We start from the raw sequence: 18,759 nt of genomic DNA on the forward strand, positions 1-18,759 counted from the left end.
AACCGAGTATATGAAGTCCCTAGGTCATTTTTTATGACTTAAAATCATCCTTCTGATTCGTTTTTCTCATGGTGGTGTCATGGACCTGAGAGCGCTGCGGTATTTCGTCGAAACAGTTCGCCAGGCCAGCTTTACGAGGGCTGCCGATGTGCTGTGTGTGACCCAATCCACTATCAGCAAGATGATCCGGCAACTGGAAGAAGAAGTCGGCGCACCTTTGCTGATCCGTGAAGGCCGCATGATTGCGCCCACGGATACGGGACGGATCGTGTTCGAGCGTGGGCAGCAGGCGCTGGCGCTGGTACGACAACTGTCGGCCGAAGTCCAGGATGTGGCTGCACTCGATCGGGGGGAACTGCATCTGGGCATTCCACCTACGGTCAATCTGCTTTTTACCGGTGCCATCAAGGCCTACCGGCAGGCTTATCCAGGTATACGGCTGGTATTGCGGGAGGAGGCTGCCCCCGAGATCGAACAGCGCCTGGCTGCCGGCGAACTGGAAGTGGGGGCCACTGTGTTGCCGGTCAATGGCAACCTGGACCTGACGGTCAGGACATTCGGTCGCTATCCGATCTGCGCAGTCAGTACGCGGGATTGGGCCTGGAACGGACGCAAGACGCTGGAGCTGGAAATGCTGCGCGAGGTCCCCCTGCTGATGCTGACGGATGAGTTCTCGCTGACCCGCAGTCTGCGGCAGGCGTTTGCCCTGGCTGGCATCGAGCCGGTCATCGCCACCCAGAGCACGCATTGGGAGTTTCTTGCGGGGATCGCCTCGGCCGGCCTGGGGGTGGCACTGTTGCCGGAGCCGCTGTTGCGGCGCATGCAGACCGACGATCTGTCGATTGCGCGGCTGGTCAAGCCATCACTGTATTGGCAGACTGCACATGTCTGGCCACGTGACCGCTACCTGTCTCATGCTGCGCGCGCCTGGCTGCAGGTCTGCCAGCAGGTGATGGGCGGATTCGAGCCGCCTTCGGTATGATGTCGGTTTGCCGTAGACAGATGATGTATCAGGAGGAAAGCCATGCCATCGTTTGATGTGGTGTCGGAAGTCGACAAGCACGAACTGAGCAATGCCGTGGATCAGGCCAATCGCGAGTTGGCGACACGATTCGACTTCAAGGGCAGCAATGCCAGTTTCGAGCTGGATGAGTTCGTGGTGACGCAGATCGCGCCCAGCGAATTCCAGCTCAACCAGATGCAGGACATCCTGCGTGGGCGCCTGAGTGCGCGCAAGATCGATCCGCGCTGTATCGATCCCGAAACGCCCCAGGTCAACCTGGGTGGTGCACGCCAGAAAATCAAGCTCAAGCAGGGGATCGAGCAGGCCGTGTCCAAAAAGCTGATTGCTGCGATCAAGGCCGAAAAACTCAAGGTCGAGACTCAGATCAACGGCGACAAGCTGCGTGTGACCGGCAAGAAGCGCGATGATCTGCAGGCTGTCATGGCGCTGTTTCGCAAGATTGATGTCGATCTGCCACTACAGTTTGACAATTTCCGCGATTGAATACACAGACAACACATTGCGCGTTACAATGAACACGCAAGGGGCCGATCCGGATTCGACGGGGGTCGCGAAGCAGAGCAGGGCATGTCGAGCACCAGTTCGCTCGTAAATCCACTGGAAAAAATACAAACGCCAACGACGAGCGTTTCGCACTCGCTGCTTAAGCAGTGCCGCTGCACTAGTCTGTCCTTGGGTTAGGTGGAGAGGGGCAACCCTCTAGAAGCTTGCTTCGAACCACTGCAGCGTCATTCACAAGGAATCGGTATTGTCTGGGGTCACACGGGCCGTATCTAAATTACGTGAATCGCCTTGCACCGGCGCGTCGATCCGCTAAGTGCAGGGTTAAATCCAAATAGATCGACTACACATGTAGAACTGCCTGTAGAGGACTTTCGGACGCGGGTTCAATTCCCGCCGGCTCCACCAACATGAAACCCCAGCCGGAAACGGTTGGGTTTTTTTTGCTCATTCCCCCAGTGTTGGCGCGATTTCGGGCTTTGGCCTCGTGAGCGTTCCCGGCCAAACACCCAGCATTGGCGCGGGTGTGCGCATGGCTGGTTGCTATTGGCAATAATTGCTGCGTCGGTCGAGCACCGAGATCGGATAAGGCACGAGAACTTGGCTGCAAACGATCCTCGGCGCAGGTTGAGCTGGTCACGCAGGCTCAGGGGGTGAAGATGAGGTGACCTTACGCAAATCGCGCTGGAAATTGTACAAACTGCGAAAGTCGCTGGGTGACTTGGCCACAGTCAACTTGGGACGTCCGTCAGGGTGGGTAAGCTGCCCATGCTTGCTGCCACGCTGGAAACTCCAGCCTTGACGAACCAACTGTCGGATCAGTTGGTCGATGTCTTTATTTGCGCAGTATTTCATACGCCTACCTCCGTGTTGATCGGGATATAGCGCGCGCTGAAGCGCTCATGGTCAAAGGCCATTTCAGCAAACGCATCTTTTGCTCCAACATCGAGAATTGGGCGACTGTAGGCATAGCCCTGGCCTGTAACCAATGGGCTGTTTTGAAAGAAGCGCCCATGGGGATCAATCATCAAGTATGACTCGCGCATGTCCTTGTTGTCCTCGGCGCAGAGGATGCGATCAAAAGCTTGGTGACGGGCGACGAAGGCCGCGTACTGTTCGTCGCTGACGGCCAGATGTTGATTCACCACAGGAAGCATGCACAGGACCTTCCACTTTTCAGGGGCGAGGCGCTGGATTAAGGAACTGAGGTCTTCGCCGTGGTTGAGCCGATTGACTACGGTGTTGATCTTGATACGAAGACCTGGATTGGACTGGCGAGCCACAGTCAGACTGGCCGCGAGGCCTTCCAAATTGAGCAGTTCGTCACGACGGTCGACGCGGCCAATGGAACGATTGATCGCCGGACTACCTGAGTCGATGCTAATGCCTAACCAAGTTAACTGCGGCGCAATTTGGCTCAGCAGCGCATCAGTCAAATGACTGCCGTTGCTGATCAAAGAAACCTCGAAGCCAAGGTCACGAGCTTGACGAATGACAGAAGGTAGCTTGTTTGCGTACAGCAATGGCTCGCCACCGGCCAGATTGAGTCGCACGGAACTCCAGTTCAGTCGATTGGCCAACGGATTAATGCGGTTGCTTGGCCGAAAGAACTGGTAAAGCTCATTTATCAGTGTTGTAGTTCTCTCAGGATCGCGGATTAGCTCACGCCGGCAACTGGATTCGCTCCAGGCGGCGTAGCAGTATTTACAGCGATAGTTACAGGCTTCGGTAAGGTGCCAGTTGATAACAAGGGAGGCTGGGTTGTGCATGATGCGGACTCCATAAGTTGGGGTCCGCAAAGGATGTCAGTGAGATGGTTTGCACGATATGAAGCATCGCATACCCCCCCTCTTGCTGCTTTGCGGGGGGGGGGGGGGCTACAGGATTTTTCAGAGATTAGGTGATCGGTTTTGTTAAGAATGACCACAATTTCAACAACACGAAGGGCCAACTTCTATGAGCACTCTGCCATTGCCCGAAGCCATCTTGCTAGAAATTCATCAGAGTCTTGGGGGCCAGCGTTATCCGACAACCAAAAAGAGTAAGTTCGCGACTGGGCAGACCAGCCTTGAGACCCACAAGGCCATGGGCGAGGAAATCCTACAGGCCATTTTCGATGCTCTGGATATGGATCCACAAGCGCGTGTGGATGCTCTCCGCAACTTTATGGAATTTGCGAATACCTACAAGGTTCTTGAGCTCAATACCTGGACTTTTGGTGCCGATCAACGCCAAGTTCTCTGGGCGCTACTTGGCCATTTCTATGTGCCCGGATTAGCACGTCTCGTGGGCTTCTGGAGCCTTGCGCAACCCTTGGACAAGGGCATGCAAGGTGGGCGCTTCTGGTATCTACCTGAGCTTTGCAAGGTAGCTGGCAAACCCAGTCTATATTTGCCGGTAGCTCAGGTGGTGGACTGGCTGTTGGATCTGCTGGGGATGCCTCTGGAAGAGTTTGCAGATGAACGCAGTGAATCCACAGATGGCGGCCATGATGGCCTGCGGCGATCTTTGTACAACTGGCGTAACGCAACTCCGATCCGCCCCGATACCATCGAGAAGTATTTTTCGGATGGCTCGGTGCTGGTCTGCGAGGGGGCTTTCTCACTGGACAGCAGTTGCACGCCTGCGCAGCAGTTTGCCGATGCCCTGGAATTCGTGAAACGCAAAGAACACACCGCCGAGAAGCTGCGCCTAGAAATCCCTATAACTCAACCGGGGTGCCTGGAAGCGATTCTGGATGGCCGCGTTGATGAGGACGTGCAAGCTGAATTCGTCAGGTGCCTGGAGGAGCGATACGCAACCCCTTCTTTGCGCACTATTCGGCAGCGTTTGCTGATCGCGCGAGCGGTGCAAGATGGCTATATCCGCCTACTCAAAATCCTCTGTCCGGGAGTTGACCGACAGTGCGCCGACCCTCATCAAAACAAGTTGCTGCAACTTTTTGCCCTCTACAAGCTTGTCTACAACCTGACCATTGATGCTTGGCGTCATTGCGGGGATCAAGGTGAGGCCGAAGAAAATATTTGGTTCGAGCAACATCTGCCAGAGTGGGACAAACACGGCCTGGTTCTTTCCATCCTGCCTTCGCGTCGGGAAACAGCCCACCAGGCTCTCGCACATATGCTGAGCCGCCGCTTTTACGAGATGCAGGGGGGGGCAGAACTTGAAGATTGCATCGCGCTCGATGCGCAATCAGCTCTACCTATTATTCAGCGCAATGTTGAACGCGTTGCTGAATTTGCCGACGAGATAAGCAGTGAATTGCGTCTGGTCGAACGAATGAAAACTTCATCTCCTTGGCGGGCCCTGCAAGGCGAGCATCGCTATTGGGTGATCACTCAGGTAGTGCAGAACTCCGACCTTGGCCCGCTCGCGAAACAAGCGGCTACACAACGGTTGCGTGATCTTGCAGACACACCCGCTCAAATTGTTCAAGCGATTCTTCAGGAACTCGATAGCTACCTGAACGGTGAGCGCCAACATCGTCCAAAAGACACGCAAGCCAAGGTTCAAGCCTTGCTCGACGAAGCTGAGTCCAGCGAAGGATATGAGCTATGGAAGGCCGCCATCATGCAATACAAGGCCAAACACCTGCTGGCCTGCAATGACTTCGATGGAGCAGGCAAGCTGTTCAGGGAGGCGCTGGAGGCCGGGCTTGAGCGCAACTACGGGCCGCTGCGCGGCGAGGTGGCGCGGGACTGTTTCGCGGTGGAAGTGGCCAACCAGAAGCTGATCGCCAACAACCACGAAAAATACTACCGAGAGATGCTGGCCGGTGGAATGATGGCTGAATGCGAAAAAATTCCTCCTATCGAGGAAACTGCACGCTGGGCCTCGGCCTACTTCTGGGACATCCTGTACAAGCCCTACCCTAGTGTTCCGGTAGAGAAGCGCCGCGCCAGCGTTGCGAGTCAAAAAATGTTCGAGGAGCTGATGCCGTTGTTCATCTCCGGCGATCATGGCGGCCAGAAAGATTGGATCACAGCCAATCGGTCGTTGCTCAGATCAAACCTGCCAGATGTCGACGGCAACTCGGTACTGATGGGCCTGATCAAAATGCACTCCCTCTTCTTGCAGAGGCTTCCGCTGATGCGACATATGATTCCAACTGGGCTGCAGGGCGAGGTGCGTCGATTCGAATCTATGCTGGGGCATTGGCGGCAATTTTTCGGGCAACTGGCTAAGGAAAGCCCCAAACAGCTGAACATTCCTGATCTCAAGGGGCAAACCCCGCTGATGCTGATGGCCGAGGCCGGGGACACCGAGCTGGTATGGATCATGCTGCAGGCTGGAGCCGACCCGGAAATGCAGGACTGGCAAGGTATGACGGCTTTGCATTCAGCATGCAAATCCCGTGTGAACAGTTGCGTGGATGCGTTGCTGGAGCATCCGTGCAAGTTGGACAGGTTGACGAACGATGGGCGCTCACCGCTGCATACAGCGAGCTGGGCGGGGAATGTGCATGCGGTTAACCGCATGATGGAGTTGGCACCAGGACTGGTTTGGCAGCGCGACTCGTTTGGAAAGACGCCGTTGGAACTGGCAGAATTTTTTATCGAGCATCCAGATGCATTGGAAGCACTTGCCGAACAGTGTGCTCGGGATGGCAAGCGCTGTGCGTCTAAGCAAGAACTGGAGGTCATCGTGCAACTGCTTGAATCAGTGGCACCCGTGCACTAACAGATATAGGACGTAGCGGCGGACTCTCAGGAGGAGCCGCCGTACTGCACCCGCTGTGCATCCCATGTAGCGGGAATCGGACTTCGGGCCAGTCGCTGCAGCGTTATGCCGCTGGCTTGCCCTGTTGCGCAGGTATCCACGATGTCGGGAGCGACACGGGCTAACGGGGTAGACCCCCAGTTTGTTGACAAGCCTAATAACTACAGGTTCGTAAGACCATTCCTGTGGCAATATCGTCATGGTCCGATGACCGTCATCGATATACTGTGTCCCCTTTCATGCTCCCAAGCCTCACAGGGACTTCGCGTCATGCATACTACGGATCTTCCCACCCCCGATATCCTGCGTTCGGCATCTCACTGGGGGGCGTTCCGTGTCCAGGTGCAGAACCAGCGTCTGGTCGGCGTGCAACCCTTCGAGCACGACCCCCATCCGGGGCAGATGATCCACGTCTGGCCGGAGATGCAACATTCGCCGTTGCGCATTCCCAGGCCTCTGGTGCGGCGCGGCTGGCTGGCGGGTGATGGCGGTGCAGCCAGGGGGCGTGACGACTTCATTCCCGTCGAATGGGATGTCGCGCTGGATCATGTGGCGAGCGAACTGGACCGGGTTCGTACCTTCCATGGCAACAGCGCCATTTTCGGTGGCTCGTATGGCTGGTCCAGTGCCGGCCGACTGCATCATGCGCGTACCCTGCTGCATCGTTTTCTCAATACCCTGGGCGGTTTCACAGGACAGGTAACCAACTACAGCTATGGTGCGGTCATGGCGTTCCTGCCGCGCATCCTGGGCTCCGTAGAAGCAGTCGCCGGGCCGGTCACGACCTGGCACTCGATCGGTGAGCATTGCGACCTGTTGCTGGCTTTTGGCGGTCTTGCCACCAAGAACTGGGAAATCCATTCGGGCGGCGGCGGCCAGCATCGGCTGCAGGACTGGCTGGCGCTGTTACGCAAGCGCCCCGTCAGCGTATGGAATATTTCTCCGCAGCGAGATGATGTGGCTGCGTCGGTGGGGGCCCGGTGGCTGCCGTTGCGGCCCAATACCGATACGGCCCTGATCCTGGCGCTGTCCTACTGCCTGGTACGTGATGGCCTGGAGGACAAGGTGTTCCTGGCCCGGCACTGCACTGATTTTGGCCCGTTGCGCCGCTATCTGCTGGGCGAGGCCGACGGCCAGGCCAAGAGCCCGGCATGGGCGGCAGAGATCACAGGGATCGATGCCAACGAAATAGAAGCGCTGGCCCGGCAACTGGTGGGCAAGCGCGTGCTGTTGACGGCTGCCTGGAGTCTGCAGCGGGCGCGTCATGGCGAGCAGTCTTACTGGGCGCTGGTGGCGCTGGCCAGTATCCTGGGTCAGGTGGGCTTGCCGGGTGGTGGTTTTGCGTTCGGCTATGGCTCCATGGGGGCGATGGGAAATCCGCTTTACGACTCGCCGATCATCGGTTTGCCGGTCGGGACCAATCCGGTCGGCATTTCGATTCCGGTGGCCCGTGTGGCCGATCTGCTGCTGCAGCCGGGTCAGGAGGCGGATTTCAACGGTCAGCGTCTGGTGTATCCGGATACCCGCCTCGTGTACTGGGCGGGTGGCAATCCCTTTCATCACCACCAGGATCTCAATCGCCTGCGGCAAGCGTTCCGTCGTCCCGAGACCGTCGTGGTGCATGACAATTTCTGGACGGCCACGGCCCGTCATGCGGATATCGTGCTGCCGGTGACCACGACGCTGGAGCGCAACGATATCGGCGGCTCTTCGCGAGATCCGTTTCTGCTGGCCATGCACCAGGCGCTGCCGCCGGAAGGGCAGGCCCGCGACGACTACGATATCTTTGCCAGCCTGGCCGAACGGCTGGGCAGGCGCGAGGCATTTACGGAAGGCCGTGCTGCCAACGCCTGGTTGCCAGAGCTGTGGGCGGGCATGCGGCAGGCGCTTGCGGAGCGTGGGCTGGATGCACCCGATTTCGAGACCTTCTGGCGCAAGGGCTACTACGAGTTGCCGGAGGCGGGCCGGGATTTCTTTCTGTTCGAACGGTTCCGGGCCGATCCGGACAGGCATCCCCTGAAGACGCCATCGGGGCGCATAGAACTGTTCTGCGAAGAAGTGGCCCGCTTTGGCTATGAGGGCCAGACAGGGCATCCGCTCTGGCTGGATCCCGAGGAATGGCTGGGGGCACCGCTGGCCCGGACGTATCCGCTGCATTTGCTGACGCCCCAGCCTGAAACGCGGCTGCATGGGCAGATGGATGGCAGCGGACTCAGTCGCGATGGCAAGCGCGATGGTCGTGAGGTACTGCGACTGCATCCTGCCGATGCTGCGTCGCGAGGACTGGCCGAGGGGGATATCGTGCGAGTCTTCAACCCGCGCGGTGCCTGCCTGGCCAGTCTGGCGCTCTCCGAAGGCGTGGCCCGAGGTGTTGCCGTGCTGCCTACTGGCGCGACATTTGACCCGGATGATACCCGGCAGGCCGACGGCATGCTGGAAAAGCATGGCAATCCCAATGTGCTGACGCGCGATGTCGGTACCTCGGAGCTGGGGCAGGGATGTGCCGCCCATAGCTGCCTGGTGGAGGTCGAGCGTTTCAGCGGGCCGGTGCCTGCCGTGACCGCGTTCGATCCTCCCTGGCTGGAGTCGAAAACCGCCTAGGAATCTTGCAGGCCAGCCATTCCCCCAATCGCATGGCACGCATCATGCAGCACAGTCCAGCCTGGTTTTGTGTCGTTGTTTTTTTATCGTCATTCTCCAGTGTGGGTGGAAAAATGGCCGATTGATCCATTGAACAGCAGCGCCTGCTGAGTTACAGTCAGTTTCTGAAAGCAGTATCCATGCAGAATCTTTCATAGGCGAAATCAATCCATGAAACTGAAGGTAATACTGCTCCCTGGTGTCCTGTGTCTGGCGGCCCTGGCGGCCTGTACCACACAGGATCAGCAGATCGTGACGGATCTCGAAAACATGCCCGGTGTGACGTGCGACATCGGTGCCGACAACCAGACACATTGCCATCCGGACACAGTGCCGGCTGCACGGACTCCGTAAGTCTTTTTATCGATTGCAGCGATCATGGATCGCTGTAGTTCTATTGCACTTTGGCAAGGGGAAGGCGCATGGTTGATGACCTGGTGGTCGATCTGTCGCGGTTGCAGTTCGCGGCGACGGCTCTTTATCACTTTCTGTTCGTACCGCTGACGCTGGGCCTGTCTTTCATCATCGCCGTGATGGAGACGATCTATGTCACGACGGGTCGCGAAGTCTATCGGCACATGGCCCAGTTCTGGGGCAAATTACTGCTGATCAATTTTGCCCTGGGTGTGGCGACCGGGCTTACGATGGAGTTCCAGTTCGGCATGAACTGGTCCTACTACTCGAGTTTCGTCGGTGATACCTTCGGTACGCTGCTGGCGGTCGAAGGGCTGATGGCCTTCTTCATGGAGTCCACGTTCATCGGCCTGATGGTGTTCGGCTGGAATCGTCTGAGCAAAGCCCAGCATCTGGTGGTGACCTACCTGGTGGCACTGGGGTCGAACCTGTCGGCACTGTGGATTCTGGTGGCCAACTCGTTCATGCAGCACCCGCAGGGGGCCGTGTTCAATCCGGTCACCATGCGGATGGAACTGAGCAGCTTCTCGGCCCTCTTTTTCAATCCCGACGCCCAGGCCAAATTCGTGCATACGGTGTTGGCCGGCTATGTCACGGCTGCGATTTTCGTCTGTGGTGTCAGTGCCTTCTACATGCTGCGCAAGCGTCATATGGAAGTGGCGCGCCGCTCTTTCCGCGTGGCGTCGTTGTTCGGCGTGCTGGGCACGGCCGGTGTGCTGACCCTGGGCGATGCCCTCGGTTACGTGGGTGCGCATACGCAGCCGAGCAAGCTGGTGGCGATGGAAGCGCTGTGGACTGCCGAAGAGGCTCCGATGGCATTCAACGCGATCGCCTTCCCGTCACAGAGCGAGGAAAGAAACCTGTGGGAGCTGCAAGTGCCGGCCCTGCTGTCGATCCTGGTCACACACTCGCTGGACGGCACCTTGCCGGCGGCCGATGAGCTGCAGGAAAAGGCCAAGGTACGAATACGCAATGGTGTTCCCGCCGTGCAGGCGATGCAGCGCCTGAGCTCGGATCCGCACGATCCCGAGGCGCTGGCGCAGTTCGAGGCGCACAAGGCCGACGTCGGCTACGGACTGCTGGTGCAGCGCTATGCGCCGGAAGGTGACCTGACACGGATCACGGATGCGGATGTGACCCGTGCGGCCAAGGATACGATCCCGGAGGTCTGGGTCATTTTCTGGTCGTTCCGTGTCATGGTGGCGGCAGGCTTGCTGATGCTGGGCTTTTTCGTGATGGCCGTCTTCCTGACATTGACGCGACAGGTCGAGCAGTATCCGCGTTTCCTGCGGTTTACGGTATGGATGATTCCGGTGCCTTTCATCGCCTGTGAGGCGGGCTGGATCGTGGCCGAGATGGGACGGCAGCCGTGGTCGGTCTACGAGGTCCTGCCGACCTGGCTGGCGGCATCCACGCACAGCGTGGCCTACATGGTGTTCTCGGTGGCGGGCTTCATCCTGCTGTACACGATCTTCATCGTGATCGAGATGTTCCTGATGCTGCGCGCCATTCGCAAGGGACCGGAAGGTGCCGAGGGCGGCCCGGGCAACGATCCGACTCTCCGGGTGGCTGTGAACCCTGCGGCTGCGGTTTCCCACGTTCAATCCAGGAGCTGAATCATGGATCTCTCATTTGTATTGACCGTAACCTGGTGGCTCTTGCTGGGTGTCCTGCTGATGGGGCTGGGCATCATGGTCGGCATGGACATGGGGGTGGGCACGCTGCTGCGTTTCGTGGGGCGTAACGATGATGAGAGGCGCATCGCGCTCAATATCATTGGTCCGCACTGGGATGGCAATCAGGTCTGGTTCGTCCTCGGCGGCGGTGCCATCTTTGCGGCCTGGCCACTGGTCTATGCCACGGCATTCTCGGGCTTCTACATCGTCATGCTGGTACTGCTCTGGAGCATGATCGTGCGGCCGCTGGGGTTCGAATACCGCAGCAAGATGCCATCGGCACGCTGGCGCAACAACTGGGACTGGGCGCTCTTCGTGTCCGGATTCGTCCCCATGCTGATCTACGGTGCCGCCATTGGCAATGTGCTGCAGGGGGTGCCGTTCAATTTCGACTGGCGGCTCACGTCGTACTACACTGGCAGCTTCTGGGGCCTGCTGAATCCATTTGCCGTCCTGTGCGGGCTGGTATCCGTGGCGCTGTCCATCTACATGGGGGGCAATGCCCTGATGCGCAGCGGTGAGGAACAACTGGCCGAGCGTGCGCGCAAGGCTTCGGCGCTGGGCGGGTTGGCATTCCTGGTGCTGTTCTCGGTGGCCGGTGTCTGGGTTTCCTTTCTGGATGGCTACCAGATCGTGCAGGGGCCGGCAGCCGGCGTTGCACAGACGCCGCTGCACCAGATCGTGGAAAGGGTCAGCGGTGGCCTGCTGGCAAACTATGCGGCACATCCCATCCTGTGGGTGCTGCCGGGACTGGCCTATGCAGCCATGTTGCTGGGTCTGCTGGCGTTGCGCATGCATCGCAGGCTGGTGGCCTGGTGGCTGGGTGCCGTGACCTGGATTGCGGTGATCGGTACGGTAGGGGCGGCCATGTTCCCCTTCATCATGCCATCCGTGACTGAGCCGTCGCATAGCCTGACGCTCTGGAACTCCGGGGCGAGCACGCTGACGCAGGGCTGGATGCTCGGCTTTACCATCGTGTTCATGCCGCTGATTCTGACTTACACAAGCTGGGCGTTCTGGGTCATGCGCGGCAAGGTCGATGCCGAGCACGTCAAGTCCGACGATCATGCGTATTGAGGGGAAACGGTCATGAAGATATTCATCCGCTATCTGGTGTTCCTGGGGTTGGCATTCCTTGCCATCATCCTCGGCGTGGTACTGGGCGACTATGGTCCCTGGTACCTGTCCTGGCTGTTGGGGACGGGCCTGATGGTGCTGGTGGCTGCACTCGGCGGGGTACTGTACGAGGCCCAGGAAGAGGCACAACCCCACGCCGAGCTGCACTCCGGTCAGGGCAAATCGCCGACCGCCTGAGGATCTGAAGGGTTTTTCAGAGGGAGGGGTCTATGCATGCATGGAAAAGTACGCAACAGCCGTCAACGCCATTTGGTCGCCTGCTGGTGATCGGTCTGGTATCCGGCTTCATCTCTGCCATGGTGAAGTCCGGCGTGGAAACGATCCTGCCGCCCAGGCCTCCCTCGGCGGTACCACCGCCCATTGGCCTGCTTGAGCTGATGGGATTCGATGCCGGTTCGATGAACTATATGTTCAACCAGACTGTCGTCAACTGGGGTGGCAACGGTGTTCACATTCTGTTCTCGATGGTGATGGCCTTCGTTTTTTGCTGGCTGGTCGAGCGCTGCCCGAAGATCGGTGCCTGGTGGGGTATTCCGTTTGCCTGGGTAACGGCAACCATCGGGGCGCACTGCATCGTGCTGCCGCTGCTGGGAGTGGGGCCGGTGCCGTGGCATATCGGACTGGACGGGTTCATTTCCGAGTTCGTCGGCACGGCCATCTGGATCTGGACCATAGAGTGCGTGCGCCGGGTCATGGTGCATACACCGCGCTGAAAAAAACACCGCAGGCCAGTGGGTACTGGACTGCGGTGTGATGACTTGCGAGAAACAGGCTGTGGCACAGAGTGCCCGGCCTGTTTTTTCTGGGCCGTTCAGTCGGGGCGCAGCAGGAAAGCTGCGCCACCGGGCTGCCAACTGGCTGATCAGTTGCGACGGACCGAGATCGTGTAATCCTGCGAACGGTTGCTGCTGCCCAGCGAGGAGGCTTCGATCGTGTACTGACCGGCTTCGAGGTTGGTCTCGATGCGGGCGTCGAGATCACCGCCACTATCGTCATCTTCGGCCACGGTACGGCCATTGCGACGCAGCGTCAGGTAGCTGTCGATCGAGGGCGCACTCATGTCGATCACGTAGCGACCCGGACGTACGATGTCGATGGTGTAGACATCCTTGTCGAGGCCTTCGAGCAGCACAGCATGGCGTTCTTCATCCACGGCCAGCGAACCGCCGCCGGCGTTGTCAGGCACTGGCTGCGAGGAGGCCGACAGCGTGAACAGGCCGCTTTGCTTGCTGCCGTCGATGGTCACGCTGTAAGCGCCGGGCTGCAGGATGCTGCGGATGCGCTGGCGGTTGTCGTAGCCAGGTGACGAGGCCTGGGTCTGGCCATCCTTGCTGAGGCCCAGTTCGGCATAGAAGCCCTGCGTGTTCAGATCGATGCTGACCAGCGCGGGATCGTCGATTTGCAGCGTGTAGCTCTGGCGCTCACCGGTGAAGAGACCATTGGATGCCGCCGGCGCATTGAGCGTCAGGGCTTCGCCCGGTTGCAGGCGATTTTCCTCGGGGATCGGCAGCGCGCGGATCTGCAGCGTGAAGCCACCCTGGAAGTTCTGGAGACCGTCACCGGAACCGGCCTTGATCTTGTATTCGCCAGCCTTGAGCAGGGTCTGGACACGCGCGTTGAGGCTGCCGCCGCTGTCGTCGTCGCTGATGATCTCTACGCCGTTGGCGTCGAGCAGCGTGAGGTACGGGTCCAGGCGCTCGTTGGGGTTGGCACGCATGTCGATGGTGTAGATACCGTCGCTCTCGATGGCCAGGTTGTATTCCAGTTCCTTGCCGGTGGCCCAGTCAGTGACGCTCTGGTCGGCCTTGAGCGCTTCGCCGGAGTAGGGCTTGATGGCGCTGGCAGTCAGGCGGAACGGACCGTAGGCACGGGCGTCGATGCCACTGACGGCGATGTCGTAGGTGCCGGCTTCTTCGGCACGGAAGCTCAACGTGGTTTCGGTGGCGTTTTCACGGTCATAGCCACCGCAACTGCCGCAGCCGCCACGGCCGTCGTTGCTCTGGATGACCATCTGGCCGTTGTGGTGGACGCTGATCTGCGCGCGCAGGGCACCGGTCACGGCCAGGTTGACGATCTGGTTCTTTTCGGCTTGCACGCTGAACAGGGCACTGCGCACGCCGTTGCTGTAGTTGGGGTAGCTCTTGCTGGTCAGTTCGCCTGCGACACCCTGGTCGAATTGCAGGACGACGGCCTCGTTGCTGCCGGCTGCGGCAGAGCCGCTCTGGGAATAATAGTAGGAGGTCGCGGCACCTGCCACGATTGCACCGGCAATGGCTGCAGCCAGAGTGGAGAGTTTCATAAATCCTCGTCGTAGATGATGGGCTGGGCATTTTTTTTATCGTGCTTCCAGCGTGCGCAGATTATACAGAATGAGTTTATGTTTAATTAAGGATATGTAAATCTTGTATTTTGTTTTCAATTCCAAGGCTCGCAGAATTCCCAGTTACAGGTTTTGTAGCAATTTTTCAGATTGGGAGTATGTGACGTCATGGATAAATCGTCGATTCATCATGCAGGTTTCGTGTCGCGCCGTCGGCTATTGCAAGTGGCTGCGGCAGCCGGGTTGAGTGCGCCGTTGGGTTTCATGGGCGCGCGAGCCTGGGCGCAGGGGGCTGCCCCGCGCAAGTTCAAGATTGCCTGGAGCCCCACGGCAGTCTGCCAGTCGCCTGTTTCGGTGGCACTGGAGCAGGGTTTTTTCGACCGCTATGGTCTGGAAGTCGAACGCATCAATTTCAGCGGTTCCACGGATCAGTTGCTGGAGGCGATTGCCACGGGCCATGCCGATGGCGGCATCGGCATGGCATTGCGCTGGTTCAAGCCGCTGGAGCAGGGATTCGATGTCAAACTGGCCGTAGGCACGCATGGCGGTTGCATGCGTCTGCTGACGGCGCGTGATTCGGATATTCGCCAGGTACAGGATTTGCGTGGCAAGCGCGTGGCAGTCACGGACCAGGCCAGTCCGGTCAAGAATTTCTTTGCCATCCGGGTGGCACAACTGGGGATCGATCCGGAAGAAGTCGACTGGCGTCAGTTTCCGCAGGATTTGTTTGGCGAGGCGCTGCGCAAGGGCGAAGTCGATGCCATCGCAGGTGATGATCCGCTTCTCTATACACTGCGCGAGGACAACGATCTGCAGGAGATCGCCACCAATCTCGAACATGAATATGCCAACCGTACCTGCTGCGTGCTGGGGCTGGGGGGCAAACTGGTGCGCGAGGATCCAGATGCCGCTGCCGCGATCACCCGTGCCGTGATCGATGCACAGCGCTGGACGGCTGCGAATCCTGATGAGTCGGCCAGGATTTTCGCTCCGCACATTCCCTCCAAGGTGCCTGCCGAGCGCGTGGCAGCCATATTGCGCAGCCATACGCATGGGCATGCCAGCACGGGTGCAAAGCTGAGGGAAGAAGTGGCCGGCTATGCCACCGATCTCAAGACCATCAAGGTGCTGAATCCGAACCTGGATGTCCAGAAATATGCTGCTGCGGTGGTGCCCGATGTCCTCGTCTGATCAAGCAACGGCAGGTCGCCTGGGGCATGATGCTGCCACGAAGGCCGGGTGGCTGGCAGGGCAGGGTTTCTGGCGTATCGGTGCCCTGGCTGCCGCACTGTGGTTGGCTGTTGGCTGGATAACGCTGCTCTGGCCCAACGTTCAGGTCGGTTTTACGGAGTGGGGCTATACACGGGAACTGGGTATCGGGCTGGTATTGCTGGGTATCGGGCTGGCGATTGCCGCATTGCCTGTGCAGCCCGTGGTGCGCGCCACCCGGCGGCTGCGCGTGGCAGGGCCGTGGCTGCTGGTGCTGGCACTCTTTACGCTGGTATGGGAGTTGCTGACGGCCAAGCTGGCCTGGTTGCCCGCACCGTTCTTTGCACCGCCTCAATCGCTGATCGACGTCTATGCCTCGGATTGGCGGCGGTTGGGTGACAGCCTGCTCAATTCGCTCTGGCTTTTGTTCAACGGCTTTGTCCTGGGCGCGTTGTCAGGATTCCTGACAGGGGTGGCGATCGGCTGGTCGCGGGCGCTTGGCTACTGGGTTCATCCGGTGCTGCGCTTTCTTGGGCCGGTTCCTTCCACGGCGCTGTTGCCGATGGCCTTTTTCTTCTTTCCCAGCGGCTGGGCGGCAGCGGTATTCCTGATTGCACTGGCAACCTGGTTTCCGGTCACGGTGCTGACCTGGTCGGGCGTGGTCAGTGTCAACAAGGCTTTCTACGATGTGGCGCGGACCCTGGGCGCGAAGCCCTGGTTCCTGATCGTCCGGGTCGCCGTGCCGGCCGCCATGCCGCATGTGTTCGTGGGGCTTTTCATGGGCTTGGGGGCGTCCTTTTCAGTATTGGTGGCGGCCGAGATGATGGGCGTGAAGTCCGGGCTGGGCTGGTATCTGTCGTGGGCCCAGGGCTGGGCTTCGTATGCCAACATGTATGGTGCCCTGATCGTGATGGCGCTGGTGTTTTCCGGCCTGATCACGCTGTTGTTCCATGTGCGGGACCGTAGTCTGGCATGGCAGAAGGGGGTGGTGAAATGGTAGCGGCAACAACTGTCGAGGGCGCGCATCTCGATATCCATGATGTCAGTCACCGGTTCGACCTGGAAGGGGCGACACTGCCCGTGCTGGATCACATCAGTCTGGATATCCAGCCGGGTGAGTTCGTGGCCTTGCTGGGCCCCAGTGGCTGCGGAAAATCGACGTTGCTCAGGCTGATCGCCGGGCTTGAAAGTCCGGTGGCAGGTTCCATCAAGGCCGATGGCGAGGAAATCACGCAGCCCGATCCCTCCCGCGTGGTGGTGTTCCAGGACCCGACGCTGTTTCCATGGCGTACTGTGCGCCAGAATGTGGCTCTGGGTCCGGAGGCGCGTAATCTGCTGCGACAGGAAAATGACCGGATCAGCGAGGCGCTTGCTCTGGTGGGCCTGCAACAGTTCGGCAGCGCCTATCCGCATCAGTTGTCGGGCGGGATGGCGCAGCGTGTGGCGCTGGCCCGCGCCCTGGTCAATGATCCGGCCGTGCTGATCATGGACGAACCGCTGGGCAAGCTGGATTCGCTGACGCGGCTCACCATGCAGTCCGAGATCGTTTCGCTCTGGCAGCAAGCCCGGTTTACCGCACTGCTGGTGACGCATGATGTCGAAGAAGCCGTCTTCATGGCGACCCGGATCATTGTCCTGTCGGATCGGCCTGCCAGGATACTGGGTGAAATCGGCAATTCCCTGCCGTATCCGCGCAAGCGTGGCGAACCGGCACTGGCAGAACTCCGGCACCGGGCCCTGACCTTGCTGGGGCTGGACGACTCCTGGTAATGCCCGCCATGGATGTCTGGATGATAGAGCTGGCGTTGGGCCTGCGGTGGCTGCATTGGGGCGGTATCGGCCTGTTGCTGGCTGGTTTGCTGGCATTCCGGTGGTCGGGGCGCACCCGCTGGCGGTTCGGCGTGGCCGGCCTTGGGCTGGCAGCCGGCAGTGCCGTAGCATGGCCGGCTGCCTATGCGGCAGCCATGACGCCGGGCAATGTGCCCTGGCAGATTCTGCTGGTATTGGGGGCCGGTGCCGAGGGCTGGTTGCCGGGTATGGCATCGCTGCTGGATCTGCATCCTGCCTGGGTGTCGACATGGCGTCCCGAACCAGCCGTGCCGGTGGCCGGCTCGGCGCTGCGCCAGGCGTCATGGCTGCTGGTGACGCTGCTGCTGGCATCGGGCTGTGTATGGCTGGCATGGCGGACGTCCAGCGGGCCCCTGGGGTGGATGCTGCTGGCACTGGCAACCGTGCTGTGGGGGTATCGGCCGATACCTTCTCCCGCCTTGTTGCTGGCACCTGCCTCGGTGTATTCCTTTCGTCAGCCGGACGTGGCTTTCGACGTTGCCGGTCTGTCGCTGGGGCAGGTGAATTACCAACGGCATTGCATAGCCTGCCATGGTGTACCGGATGAGGGGCCTGTCCGGAAAGCGGCAGGCATGGCACGCTGGCCGACCATGCTGGGGGCAGCCCTGTTCGAGACCCGCCCGGCCGGAGAACTGTACGGCCATGTGCAGTATGCCGCAGGGCATGCCTTCTCCCAACGTCTGAATGAAACCGAGGTCTGGCAGATACTGGATTACCTGCGCGCTGCCGCTGCGGGCACCACCTTGCAGCGAGAGCAGGCCTGGTTGCAGCCTTTGCCGGCACCTGGCATGTCTCTGCGCTGCACTGGAGCATGGGCCCATGCCCGCTTCCTGAGTGACTTGCGCGGCCAGACGGTCCGGATCGCGGTGCAGGATGGGGGCGCATCAGCCGTTGCCACGAGAGCGCTGCCCGATCCGCGTCTGGTCGATGTATGGCTGTTGCCGCCCGGTGCCGGCATGCCGGCCGAGGCTGAGTGTGTCTCGACGGAGCCCGGGGGCCGGCAGGTCTATGGCTGGCTGGCCGGCGTGGTGCCGGGCCAGTTGTCCGGGGCTGCATTCCTGGTGGACAGGCAGGGCTGGCTGCGGGCCTTTGCCTCGGCACGTGATGCGCAGGGATGGAGTCGTCCCGACAGCATGTGCGGACCCGGCGATACCGCTGTGGCGGCCTTGTCGAGTGGCAGTCTTTCCGATGTGCTGGACACCATGGCCCGACGTCCCGTCGAGCCACTTCCTGGAGCACGCCTGTAGGGTGCCCAGACCGATTATCCCTGT

The 18,759-nt window shown here is 59.8% G+C and carries 15 protein-coding genes and 1 other RNA gene; 14 read left to right on the forward strand and 2 right to left on the reverse strand.

What is annotated here, in order from left to right; genetic code table 11:
* Nucleotides 1–79 precede the first annotated feature (79 nt).
* The 3 genes from ABN482_RS14435 (at nucleotide 80) to ssrA (ending at nucleotide 1,933) form a co-directional block, all read left to right on the forward strand.
* Nucleotides 80–982 carry a LysR family transcriptional regulator gene (locus ABN482_RS14435; protein WP_349504638.1) on the forward strand — a complete coding sequence of 301 codons (903 nt, stop codon included), beginning with the start codon at nucleotides 80–82 and terminating at the stop codon, nucleotides 980–982.
* Nucleotides 983–1,024: 42 nt separating this feature from the next.
* Nucleotides 1,025–1,507, forward strand: a complete 483-nt coding sequence (locus ABN482_RS14440; protein WP_349504639.1) for a YajQ family cyclic di-GMP-binding protein — start codon at nucleotides 1,025–1,027, stop codon at nucleotides 1,505–1,507.
* Between the two features lie 40 nt (nucleotides 1,508–1,547).
* Nucleotides 1,548–1,933, forward strand: a transfer-messenger RNA (tmRNA) gene (gene ssrA / locus ABN482_RS14445).
* A gap of 443 nt (nucleotides 1,934–2,376) precedes the next feature.
* Here the strand turns inward: ssrA and ABN482_RS14450 are convergent.
* Nucleotides 2,377–3,294 carry a viperin family antiviral radical SAM protein gene (locus tag ABN482_RS14450; RefSeq protein ID WP_349504640.1) on the reverse strand — a complete coding sequence of 306 codons (918 nt, stop codon included), beginning with the start codon at nucleotides 3,292–3,294 and terminating at the stop codon, nucleotides 2,377–2,379.
* Nucleotides 3,295–3,481: 187 nt separating this feature from the next.
* Between ABN482_RS14450 and ABN482_RS14455 the strand changes: the two genes are divergently transcribed.
* The 7 genes from ABN482_RS14455 to ABN482_RS14485 all read left to right on the forward strand — a co-directional run bounded on the left by ABN482_RS14455 (nucleotide 3,482) and on the right by ABN482_RS14485 (nucleotide 12,824).
* Nucleotides 3,482–6,205: an ankyrin repeat domain-containing protein gene (locus ABN482_RS14455; protein WP_349504641.1), complete on the forward strand. Its 2,724-nt coding sequence runs from the start codon at nucleotides 3,482–3,484 to the stop codon at nucleotides 6,203–6,205.
* Between the two features lie 309 nt (nucleotides 6,206–6,514).
* Entirely contained in the window at nucleotides 6,515–8,845 is a 2,331-nt protein-coding gene (locus tag ABN482_RS14460) for a molybdopterin-dependent oxidoreductase (protein WP_349504642.1), read from the forward strand.
* Nucleotides 8,846–9,055: 210 nt separating this feature from the next.
* The gene (locus ABN482_RS14465; protein ID WP_349504643.1) at nucleotides 9,056–9,238 is read left to right on the forward strand and encodes a hypothetical protein; all 183 of its coding nucleotides are present in this window, start codon (nucleotides 9,056–9,058) and stop codon (nucleotides 9,236–9,238) included.
* Between the two features lie 68 nt (nucleotides 9,239–9,306).
* On the forward strand, nucleotides 9,307–10,914 hold the full coding sequence (locus ABN482_RS14470) for a cytochrome ubiquinol oxidase subunit I (RefSeq protein ID WP_349504644.1): 1,608 nt from the start codon (nucleotides 9,307–9,309) through the stop codon (nucleotides 10,912–10,914).
* Between the two features lie 3 nt (nucleotides 10,915–10,917).
* On the forward strand, nucleotides 10,918–12,051 hold the full coding sequence (cydB, locus tag ABN482_RS14475) for a cytochrome d ubiquinol oxidase subunit II (RefSeq protein ID WP_349504645.1): 1,134 nt from the start codon (nucleotides 10,918–10,920) through the stop codon (nucleotides 12,049–12,051).
* A 12-nt stretch (nucleotides 12,052–12,063) separates the two neighbouring features.
* Nucleotides 12,064–12,288 carry a hypothetical protein gene (locus ABN482_RS14480; protein ID WP_349504646.1) on the forward strand — a complete coding sequence of 75 codons (225 nt, stop codon included), beginning with the start codon at nucleotides 12,064–12,066 and terminating at the stop codon, nucleotides 12,286–12,288.
* Nucleotides 12,289–12,320: 32 nt separating this feature from the next.
* Nucleotides 12,321–12,824 (forward strand): DUF1440 domain-containing protein, encoded by a 504-nt coding sequence (locus tag ABN482_RS14485; RefSeq protein WP_349504647.1) that lies wholly within the window; start codon nucleotides 12,321–12,323, stop codon nucleotides 12,822–12,824.
* Between the two features lie 149 nt (nucleotides 12,825–12,973).
* Here the strand turns inward: ABN482_RS14485 and ABN482_RS14490 are convergent, their stop codons facing one another.
* On the reverse strand, nucleotides 12,974–14,410 hold the full coding sequence (locus tag ABN482_RS14490; protein ID WP_349504648.1) for a PPC domain-containing protein: 1,437 nt from the start codon (nucleotides 14,408–14,410) through the stop codon (nucleotides 12,974–12,976).
* Nucleotides 14,411–14,599: 189 nt separating this feature from the next.
* Between ABN482_RS14490 and ABN482_RS14495 the strand changes: the two genes are divergently transcribed.
* From ABN482_RS14495 to ABN482_RS14510, 4 genes are read left to right on the forward strand one after another with little or no spacing between them, the layout of a single operon-like run.
* Nucleotides 14,600–15,622, forward strand: a complete 1,023-nt coding sequence (locus ABN482_RS14495) for an ABC transporter substrate-binding protein (protein ID WP_349504649.1) — start codon at nucleotides 14,600–14,602, stop codon at nucleotides 15,620–15,622.
* On the forward strand, nucleotides 15,609–16,640 hold the full coding sequence (locus ABN482_RS14500; RefSeq protein WP_143857918.1) for an ABC transporter permease: 1,032 nt from the start codon (nucleotides 15,609–15,611) through the stop codon (nucleotides 16,638–16,640). Before ABN482_RS14495 ends, ABN482_RS14500 begins: the two co-directional genes overlap by 14 nt.
* Nucleotides 16,634–17,410 (forward strand): ABC transporter ATP-binding protein, encoded by a 777-nt coding sequence (locus ABN482_RS14505; RefSeq protein ID WP_502877309.1) that lies wholly within the window; start codon nucleotides 16,634–16,636, stop codon nucleotides 17,408–17,410. The genes ABN482_RS14500 and ABN482_RS14505 overlap by 7 nt, the downstream gene beginning before the upstream one ends.
* A gap of 8 nt (nucleotides 17,411–17,418) precedes the next feature.
* Nucleotides 17,419–18,735 carry a c-type cytochrome gene (locus tag ABN482_RS14510; RefSeq protein WP_349504651.1) on the forward strand — a complete coding sequence of 439 codons (1,317 nt, stop codon included), beginning with the start codon at nucleotides 17,419–17,421 and terminating at the stop codon, nucleotides 18,733–18,735.
* Nucleotides 18,736–18,759: the final 24 nt, after the last annotated feature.

It is taken from the genome of Corticimicrobacter sp. (assembly GCF_040137905.1).
GTDB lineage: Bacteria > Pseudomonadota > Gammaproteobacteria > Burkholderiales > Burkholderiaceae_B > Corticimicrobacter.